The sequence below is a fragment of the Bradyrhizobium sp. genome, assembly GCF_016462955.1.
In the GTDB taxonomy this organism is placed as follows: domain Bacteria; phylum Pseudomonadota; class Alphaproteobacteria; order Rhizobiales; family Xanthobacteraceae; genus Bradyrhizobium.
Genome location: NZ_JAEMSD010000015.1, coordinates 24,379 through 32,487, shown reverse-complemented (window position 1 = coordinate 32,487; position 8,109 = coordinate 24,379). Strand labels below are relative to the sequence as shown.

Below are 8,109 nucleotides of genomic sequence, written 5' to 3'. Positions count from 1 at the left end.
CCGGCTATCGGGTGCTGACACGCTCTGAGCAGGCCGGCGTCGACGTCTTCGTTCGCCAATATGCCAGCCGCTTCGTGTTCTTCCAGGGTCATCCGGAATATGACGCGCTGTCGCTCCAGCGGGAGTATCTGCGCGACATCGGCCGCTATCTCGCGCGCGAGCGCGACAGCTATCCGCGTCTGCCGGTGAGTTATTTTGACGCAGCGACCGAGGAGAAGCTGGCTCGCTTCGAGAGGAAGGCGGCGCACCAGCGCCATCCGGCGCTCACCAACGAGTTGCCCAGGTTGAACTTGCGCACCGATATCGGCGCTGGAAACGCGGCGGCGGTGCTATTTGGCAACTGGTTGCGCTATCTCGGTGCGGACGCCGACGCCCCGGTGGCGGCACGTTAAGTCGAAGCGGTGTTGGGTGCGCGTTAGGATTACCCTGGCGTTAGGGTTGCCCCAAGCTGCGCGTGAATGTTTCAGTGGCGGGATCGGGAATCACGGGAAACGTAGCGTGTGGTCGGCACTTCAGGGACGTGTGAGCAATCGGCTGGCCCGGCATTTCCGCGCCGCGCCGCACCGACTGCCCGCGCATGCGCCGATGGTGAGCTTTACCTTCGACGATGCTCCCGATAGCGCCGCAGGTGAGGGCGCCGCGCTGCTGGAGCAGCATGGCGGCCGCGGGACGTTCTATCTCGCCGGCAGCCTGATCGATCAGCCATCGGTCCATTGGCACGGTCTGTCGAATGATGCGATCGTGCGGCTTCACCACACCGGCCACGAGATTGCCTGCCATACCTATTCTCACCGGAACTCGGCCAGGCTCGACGAGGCGGCGATGGCTCGCGAGATCGAGCGGAACCGCTCGTTTTTTCACGGGATCGATTCCTCGATCACGCTGGAGAATTTCGCCTACCCCTACGGGATCGCCTCTGTCTGGCGCAAGCCGCAACTCGCTAAAGCCTTCCGCTCCGCGCGTGGCATTCTTCCCGGCGTCAACAGCGATGTCATCGATCTCCAATTCCTGCGCGCCTCGCCCCTGATCGATTGCGAGATCGACGGGGCGGGAGTCGATCGCTATTTCGACGAGGCGGTGTCAAGCGGCGGCTGGCTGATCTTCTACGGTCACGACGTCAGCGACGAGCCAAGCCCCTATGGCTGCACGCCGCACCTGATGCGCCATGCGCTGGAAGCCGCCTGCAAGCGCAACATGCCGATCGTGACGGTTGCGGAAGCGCTGCGACGGATCGGGGCGTAGGCCAACCTCTCTCCGCTCGCGGGGGAGAGGTCGAATCGCCTTGCGATCCGGGGTGGGGGGGTGCAGGCCTCACATGCATCTCATCTGCGGAGAAATGCTGCTCAACCCGACCCTCTCCTCGTAAGCTGCGGTCGCTCGCCTCCAAACAGTCTTGCCACACCGGCGCCAGCATGCGACTGGCCTTGTGATGAATCTCTCGGCCTGACCTGTTCCGCCCATGTCCGCTCCCTCCACGGCTCCACTGCCTGCGCCGGCCAACGGCCGCGATGCGCTCTCGGTGCTGAATTCCGTTTTCGGCCTGCCGGGTTTTCGCGGCGCCCAGGGGGAGATCATCGGGCATGTCACAGGTGGCGGCAATTGCCTCGTGCTGATGCCGACCGGCGGCGGCAAGTCGCTGTGCTATCAGCTTCCGTCCCTGCTGCGCGAGGGCTGCGGCATCGTGGTCTCGCCATTGATCGCCTTGATGCGCGACCAGGTCGCCGGGCTGATCGAGGCCGGCGTCAATGCCGCCGCGCTGAACTCGTCACTGACGTCGCAGCAGGCGTCCGACGTCGAACGGCGCCTGCTCGCGGGCGATCTCGACCTGCTGTATGTTGCGCCGGAACGGCTGGTTACGCCGCGCTTCCTGTCGCTGCTGGCGCAGGCCAAGGTGTCGCTGTTCGCCATCGACGAAGCGCATTGCGTCTCGCAATGGGGCCATGATTTCCGCCCTGAATATGTCGGCCTCTCCGTCATCGCCGAGCGTTTTCCCGACGTGCCGCGCATCGCGCTGACCGCAACCGCCGACGAGTTGACGCGCAAGGAGATCGTCGAGCGGCTTCAGCTGACGGGGGCGCCGCAATTCGTCTCCAGCTTCGACCGGCCCAACATCCGCTACGAGATCGTCGACAAGCGCAACGCGGTGTCGCAGCTGAAGGAGTTTATCCGCGAGCGCCACATGGGCGATGCCGGCGTGGTCTATTGCCTCTCGCGCAACCGCGTCGAGGAGGTCGCCGCCGCGCTTCAGGACGCCGGCATTGCCGCACTGCCCTATCACGCCGGCCTCGACGGAAGCGTACGCTCACGCAATCAGGACCGCTTCCTCAACGAGGACGGCATCGTCATCGTCGCGACCATCGCCTTCGGCATGGGCATCGACAAGCCCGACGTGCGCTTCGTCGCCCATCTCGACCTGCCCAAGAGCATCGAGGCGTATTACCAGGAGACCGGGCGCGCCGGCCGCGACGGAAAGCCGTCGGCGGCCTGGATGGCCTATGGGCTCTCGGACATCGTGCAGCAGCGCCGCATGATCGACGAGTCCAGCGCCTCCGACGAGTTCAAGCGGGTCTCAATCGGCAAGCTGGATGCGCTGGTCGGTCTCGCCGAGACGCCGCATTGCCGGCGCCGGCGGCTGCTCGCCTATTTCGGCGAGATCGTCATGGCCGAGAATTGCGGCAATTGCGACAATTGCCTGACTCCGCCCAAGATGCGCGAAGGCAAGGTGCTGGCGCAGAAGCTGCTCTCATGCGTCTACCGCACCGGGCAGCGCTTCGGCGCGATGCACCTGATCGACGTATTGGTCGGGCGCCTGACCGAGAAGGTGACGCAGTTCGGCCACGACAAGCTGTCGGTGTTCGGGATCGGCCGCGAGCTCAACGAAAAGCAGTGGCGCACGGTGCTGCGCCAACTCGTGGCGATGGGCCATTTGCAGAGCGACAGCGAAGCGTTCGGCGCGCTGAAGCTGACGGACTCTTCGCGCGGTGTCCTGCGCGGCGAGACCGAGGTGTGGCTGCGCGAGGAGGCGCCGGGCACCCGGGTCCGGTCCAGCCGCACCAAATCCCGCCGCGGCGATCTGGCGCCCGCGGCCAACGCGCCGCAGGGCGATGTCGATCCCGAGCTGCGCGCGCGCCTGCGATCCTGGCGTTCGGATGTCGCCCGCGGACGTGGCGTGCCCGCCTATGTGGTGCTGCACGACGCGACCATCGACGGCATCGTTCGGGCCTGGCCAACGACGCTGGACGAGCTTCGCAACGTGCCGGGGATCGGCGACAAGAAGCTCGAGCATTACGGCGACGAGCTGTTGCAGATCATCAGGACGCGGTAGGGCGCGAGCCAAAAACTCCGCCGTCATCCCGGACAAGCGAAGCGCAGATCCGGGATCCATAACCACAGGCCGATGTGGTGACGGCAGGCCGGCCATCACTAATCTTTGCAAAACGATTGCTGCGGCGTATGGGTCCCGGGCTCGCGACTTCGTCGCGCCCCGGGACGACAGTGGAGAAGAGGCGAGAGAGCTACGCCCTCACTCACCCGTTCCGGAACGCATACGCATATCCGTTCAGCGCCGGCGCGCCGCCGAGATGGGCGTAGAGGATCTTCGCGCCCTTCTCGAAATAGCCCTTCTTCGCAAGATCGATCAGGCCCTGCATCGACTTGCCCTCGTAGACGGGGTCGGTGATCATGCCCTCGAGGCGTGCGGTGAGGCGGATGGCCTCCTTGGTTTCTTCCGATGGCACGCCATAGGCGGGATAGGCGTAGTCCTCGATCAGCACGACGTCGTCGGCAACGAGCTCCTTGCCGAGCTCGACCAGCCTTGCCGTGTTCTGCGCAATCTCGAGCACCTGGGCCTTGGTCTGATCAGGCGTGAAAGAGGCGTCGATGCCGATCACCTTGCGGGCGCGTCCGTCGGCTGCGAACCCGACCAGCATGCCGGCATGGGTGGAGCCGGTCACGGTGCAGACCACGATGTAGTCGAACTTGAAGCCGAGCTCGGCTTCCTGCTTGCGCACCTCCTCGGCGAAGCCGACATAGCCGAGCCCGCCGAATTTGTGCACGGAGGCGCCGGCGGGAATCGGGTAGGGCTTGCCGCCCGCCGCCTTCACCTCCTCGATTGCCTGCTCCCAGCTCTTGCGGATGCCGATGTCGAAGCCGTCGTCGACCAGGCGCACGTCGGCGCCCATGATGCGCGAGAGCATGATGTTGCCGACGCGGTCATAGACCGCGTCCTCGTGCGGTACCCAGGCTTCCTGCACCAGGCGGCACTTCATGCCGAGCTTGGCCGCGACCGCGGCGATCATGCGGGTGTGGTTGGACTGCACGCCGCCGATCGAAACCAGCGTGTCGGCGTTCGAGGCGATCGCGTCCGGAATGATGTATTCGAGCTTGCGCAGCTTGTTGCCGCCATAGGCGAGACCGGAATTGCAGTCCTCGCGCTTGGCATAGACCTCGACGTTGCCGCCGAGATGTTTTGACAAGCGCTCGAGCTTTTCGATGGGCGTTGGGCCGAAGGTCAGCGGATAGCGTGCAAATTGGTCGAGCTTCATAGGTCATCCCGTTGCTGCGTGGTTCTGGGAGGTCGCTAGCATTGGCGTCGAAGAATGTGCTCTCAAATTTTGCGCCACTACTGCGCCACATCTTGCAGAACCGAAGCAATATGGCATTATTTCTTCCGTTCTATGCAGAATATCCGGAAGGTTCTTTCATGTCTGCCCGGCTCGATCGAATTGATCTCAAGATGTTGAGATTGCTGCAAAATAACGGCCGGCTCAGCAATGCCGAGCTGGCCGAGACCGTCGCCATCAGCCCCGCCACCTGCCATCGCCGCACCCAGCGACTGTTCCAGGACGGCTTTATTGCCACCGTGCGCGCCATGGTTGCGCCGAAGAAGGTGGCGAAGGGCACGCTCGTGATGGTCGGCGTCGTGCTCGACCGCTCGACGCCGGAGAGCTTCGCCACCTTCGAGCAGGCCATCGCCAAGTTGAAATTCGTGCTCGACTGCCATCTCGTCGCCGGCGACTTCGACTACTTCCTCAAGATCCGGGTCGGCGACATGGAGGATTTCAACCGCATCCACGGCGAGCAGCTGATCGCGCTGCCCGGTGTGCGCCAGACCCGGACCTTCTTCGTGATGAAGGAGGTCGTCGACAACGCGCCGCTGGAATTTTGAGCGACCGTCACGGCAACTTCACTTGCCACGCGCGGGCATGCAGGCGACCGTCAATCCTTCTCAACGAGGAGATATTCCCGTGCGCCTTCCCATTCTCGATCCCAAGGATCTGACCGACGAACAGAAGCCGCTCTACGACGACATGCGAGCGGGCATGCAGGATCATTTCAAGGGCTTTGTGAACATGCGCGACGACGGCGCGCTGCTCGGGCCCTGGAATCCCTGGATCCGAGAACCGCGTTTCGGCAAGCCGGTATGGGAGCTGGTCAAAGCGGTTGCATCGAACCCGTTGCTGCCCGCGCCGGTGCGCGAGGTTGCGATTCTCGTCACCGGCTCGCATTTCCGCTCCGGCTACGAACTCTATGCCCATGTGCTGGTGGCCGAGCAGCGTGGCCTCTCCGACGACAAGCTCGCGACCATCGTCGCCGGTCAGCGGCCCGTGGACCTCACCAGACAGGAGGCGGTTGCCTACGATGTGGCCTCGGCACTGGTCAGCGGCGGCGTGCTGCCGGAGCTGACATATCGGGCCGCGGTGAAGGAGTTCGGCGAGCACGGCGCGGCCGAGCTGTCCTATCTCGTCGGCATCTATTGCATGGTCTCGGTCACGCTCAACACGTTCGACGTGCCCGTGCCGGATTAATTGCGCACGGCGTAGAGCGGCGTTCGCAGCGTCAGCTGATAGGCGGGCTTTGGCGTCCAGGCGATCTGCGCGGTGATGCCGAACAGGCGGTTGTCGTTGTCGTCCATGCGATCGAGGTCGAGCCGCAGGATCGGCTGGGTGAAGGACTCCGCGAGCGTCCGTCCGGCGAGCTGCGCGCCGCCGAACGACTGCACGCCGAGGCGCCCGGTGAACTTCCAGTTGCTCGGCCATTGATAATAGCCGCCGGCATAGAGGATCGTGTTGGGCCGGATACTGGCGAACGGGGTGGCGATGGTGGTGTAGGTGTATTGCATGCCGGCCAGCCAGCCCCGCGTCTCGTCCTCGTCGAGCGCGTAGTCGAATTCCAGGATGTTGTTGAAGGAGTTCGTCATGCCCTGCTCGTTCGGGACGGACTGGGTCAGGGTCGATTGCAGGGTTATGGTCGGAATCCTGCCGCCGTTCTGCTGATACAGGTCGGCCTGCACGCCGATGTTCCAGCTGGTGATGTCGAACGTCGACCAGCCGCCGCCGATATCCGCGGTCGAGCCCGACACGCCGCCATAGAGCGAGACGCGGTCGTTGACGTCGACGGTCAGCGGCAGGTCAATCGCGATGGCCTTTGCCGCCGGCAAGCCGTTCGGCAGCGCCGTGCCGCGACGCAACGCCAGGGTTTGGAGCGCGGCCGAAAGCGAGGTGGTGCCGAAGCCGAGCCCGAGCGTGCCTGCCGGGATCTTCGCGTAGCTGGTGCGAAGGTCGAGATAGATGTTGGGCACCGCCGGCTTGGCGGGTTCGTCCTCCTCATCTTCGGCCGCGACGGCCGCGCCTGTTGGGATCGCCAGAGACAGCAGGCTCAGGCACAGCATTCCCATGGCGATGGCGCGCAAGACCGGGCGACGGGACGGGTTGCGATGGGTCACGGAACGATCCGACGCGTGGCGATTTGGAGGGAAACAGTTGCTAGATGGAACGTGATCGCTTCCGTGGTCAAGCGTTGATGGACGACACGGACGCCTGCGGTTACCCTGCTGTGATCGCGCTGACACAGTCGACGGCCCGACTGAAGCCGGACAATAGAAGGACGACAGCCATGAAGACGCCGGCCATGAAGACGTCACGCCGTATCCTGCTCACCGGTCTGGCGGGGCTCGCCGTTGCTCCGACCACTGTTGCCGCCACAACCATGCCGCCGGTCCCTGATGTAACGGTTGCCGAGGAACGCTATGCGCGCATGATTGCCGCGGCGCATGCGCCGGACGTGACTTGCGCACGGCAGGCGGAGCGTTACGCGGCCGCGCATTGGCCTGAATATGTTTTGGCGGCCAGGGCCGTGCTCGACGCGCGCGTGTGACTCGCGTTGTCACGCCTTCACCGCCCGCCGCACCTGCTCTCCGATCTGCGACAGCACGAGCTGGGCCTGCGGCAGGATGGCGCCCATGGCATGGAAATTGTGAACCATGCCGTCGTGGCAGACGTGCTCGACAGCGACGCCGGCGGCGAGCAGCTTGCGGGCATAGGCATTGCCTTCGTCGCGCATCGGGTCGTACTCCGCGGTGTGAATGATTGCGGTCGGCAGGCCGGTGAGCCGTGTCGCGCGCAACGGAGAGATGCGCGGATCTGCGGTGTCGATGCCATCGGGCAGATAGTCGGATAGATCGGCCTCGATCGTGATGCGATCGATCAGGTGGCCCTCGGCAAAGGCCTCGCGCGAGGGCGAGATTTCCTCGAAGTCCAGCACCGGGCAGATCAGGCATTGCGCGGCGATGGAGAGGCCCGCGGACTGCGCCGCCTCTTGGCACACGATCGCGGCAAGTGTGGCGCCGGCGGAATCGCCGCCGATCACCAGGCGATTTGCATCGATGCCGAGCGATGCCGCCTCGCGCGCCACCCATTCGGTGGCATCGATGGCGTCGTCGACGGCGGCGGGGAATCGGTGCTCCGGGGCGAGCCGGTAATCGACCGAGACGAGGCGGCAGCCAGTGGCATGCGCCAGCGCCGCCGCGATGCGATCGTGCGTGGCAATGCTGCCGGCGACGAGCCCGCCGCCGTGAAAGAACACGAAGCCTGGTGCGGGCTCCTCGGTGCCTGCCGGCGCGTAGAGGCGATAAGGCAGTTCGCCGGCGCGGCCGGGCAGCGTGCCGTCCGAGGTCGTCACCTCCGCCGCCTCGGCGCGTGCGAACTGCATCAGCTTTGCCAGTGATCGCCGCCGCGCTTCCACGCTCGGCCGGCTCTGCGCCTGCGGCCCGGCCGCCGCCATCATGGTCAACAAACGCTTTGCGAGCGGATCGAGCGGCATCGATCTTCC

General features: G+C 65.0%; 9 protein-coding genes. 6 read left to right on the top strand and 3 right to left on the bottom strand.

Features of this window, described 5'->3' with window-relative positions:
- From JHD07_RS03495 to recQ, 3 genes are all read left to right on the top strand, one after another.
- Window positions 1-392 (top strand): homoserine O-succinyltransferase (locus JHD07_RS03495; protein ID WP_291618965.1); only part of this gene is annotated, 392 nt, incomplete at its 5' end.
- A 106-nt stretch (window positions 393-498) separates the two neighbouring features.
- Window positions 499-1,242, top strand: coding sequence for a polysaccharide deacetylase family protein (locus JHD07_RS03490; RefSeq protein WP_291618962.1), 744 nt, complete (start codon window positions 499-501; stop codon window positions 1,240-1,242).
- 217 nt (window positions 1,243-1,459) lie between these two features.
- The gene (gene recQ / locus JHD07_RS03485) at window positions 1,460-3,325 is read left to right on the top strand and encodes a DNA helicase RecQ (protein ID WP_291618960.1); all 1,866 of its coding nucleotides are present in this window, start codon (window positions 1,460-1,462) and stop codon (window positions 3,323-3,325) included.
- A 202-nt stretch (window positions 3,326-3,527) separates the two neighbouring features.
- On the opposite strand, the gene JHD07_RS03480 is transcribed toward recQ, so the two are convergent.
- Window positions 3,528-4,544, bottom strand: coding sequence for a 1-aminocyclopropane-1-carboxylate deaminase (locus JHD07_RS03480; RefSeq protein WP_291618958.1), 1,017 nt, complete (start codon window positions 4,542-4,544; stop codon window positions 3,528-3,530).
- 158 nt (window positions 4,545-4,702) lie between these two features.
- Here JHD07_RS03480 and JHD07_RS03475 point away from each other — a divergent pair, with 158 nt between their 5' ends.
- Both JHD07_RS03475 and JHD07_RS03470 read left to right on the top strand, forming a co-directional pair.
- A complete protein-coding gene (locus tag JHD07_RS03475; protein ID WP_291618956.1) occupies window positions 4,703-5,167 on the top strand; it encodes an Lrp/AsnC family transcriptional regulator in 465 nt (154 codons plus the stop codon).
- A 79-nt stretch (window positions 5,168-5,246) separates the two neighbouring features.
- Complete coding sequence (locus JHD07_RS03470) at window positions 5,247-5,807, top strand: carboxymuconolactone decarboxylase family protein (RefSeq protein ID WP_291618954.1); 561 nt, start codon at window positions 5,247-5,249, stop codon at window positions 5,805-5,807.
- Here the strand turns inward: JHD07_RS03470 and JHD07_RS03465 are convergent.
- On the bottom strand, window positions 5,804-6,691 hold the full coding sequence (locus tag JHD07_RS03465) for a hypothetical protein (RefSeq protein WP_291618976.1): 888 nt from the start codon (window positions 6,689-6,691) through the stop codon (window positions 5,804-5,806). The genes JHD07_RS03470 and JHD07_RS03465 overlap by 4 nt on opposite strands.
- Window positions 6,692-6,909: 218 nt before the next feature.
- On the opposite strand from JHD07_RS03465, the gene JHD07_RS39695 reads away from it, so the two are divergent.
- Window positions 6,910-7,155, top strand: a complete 246-nt coding sequence (locus tag JHD07_RS39695) for a hypothetical protein (protein WP_366863940.1) — start codon at window positions 6,910-6,912, stop codon at window positions 7,153-7,155.
- Window positions 7,156-7,164: 9 nt separating this feature from the next.
- Here JHD07_RS39695 and JHD07_RS03455 read toward each other — a convergent pair whose 3' ends face one another.
- Complete coding sequence (locus tag JHD07_RS03455) at window positions 7,165-8,100, bottom strand: alpha/beta hydrolase (protein ID WP_291618974.1); 936 nt, start codon at window positions 8,098-8,100, stop codon at window positions 7,165-7,167.
- Between the last annotated feature and the right edge of the window lie 9 nt (window positions 8,101-8,109).

Coding starts and splice junctions, on each gene's coding strand:
- recQ (WP_291618960.1), top strand. CDS start 1,460: ATGTCCGCTCCCTCCACGGCTCCACTGCCTGCGCCGGCCAACGGCCGC.
- JHD07_RS03480 (WP_291618958.1), bottom strand. CDS start 4,544: ATGAAGCTCGACCAATTTGCACGCTATCCGCTGACCTTCGGCCCAACG.
- JHD07_RS03475 (WP_291618956.1), top strand. CDS start 4,703: ATGTCTGCCCGGCTCGATCGAATTGATCTCAAGATGTTGAGATTGCTG.
- JHD07_RS39695 (WP_366863940.1), top strand. CDS start 6,910: ATGAAGACGTCACGCCGTATCCTGCTCACCGGTCTGGCGGGGCTCGCC.
- JHD07_RS03455 (WP_291618974.1), bottom strand. CDS start 8,100: ATGCCGCTCGATCCGCTCGCAAAGCGTTTGTTGACCATGATGGCGGCG.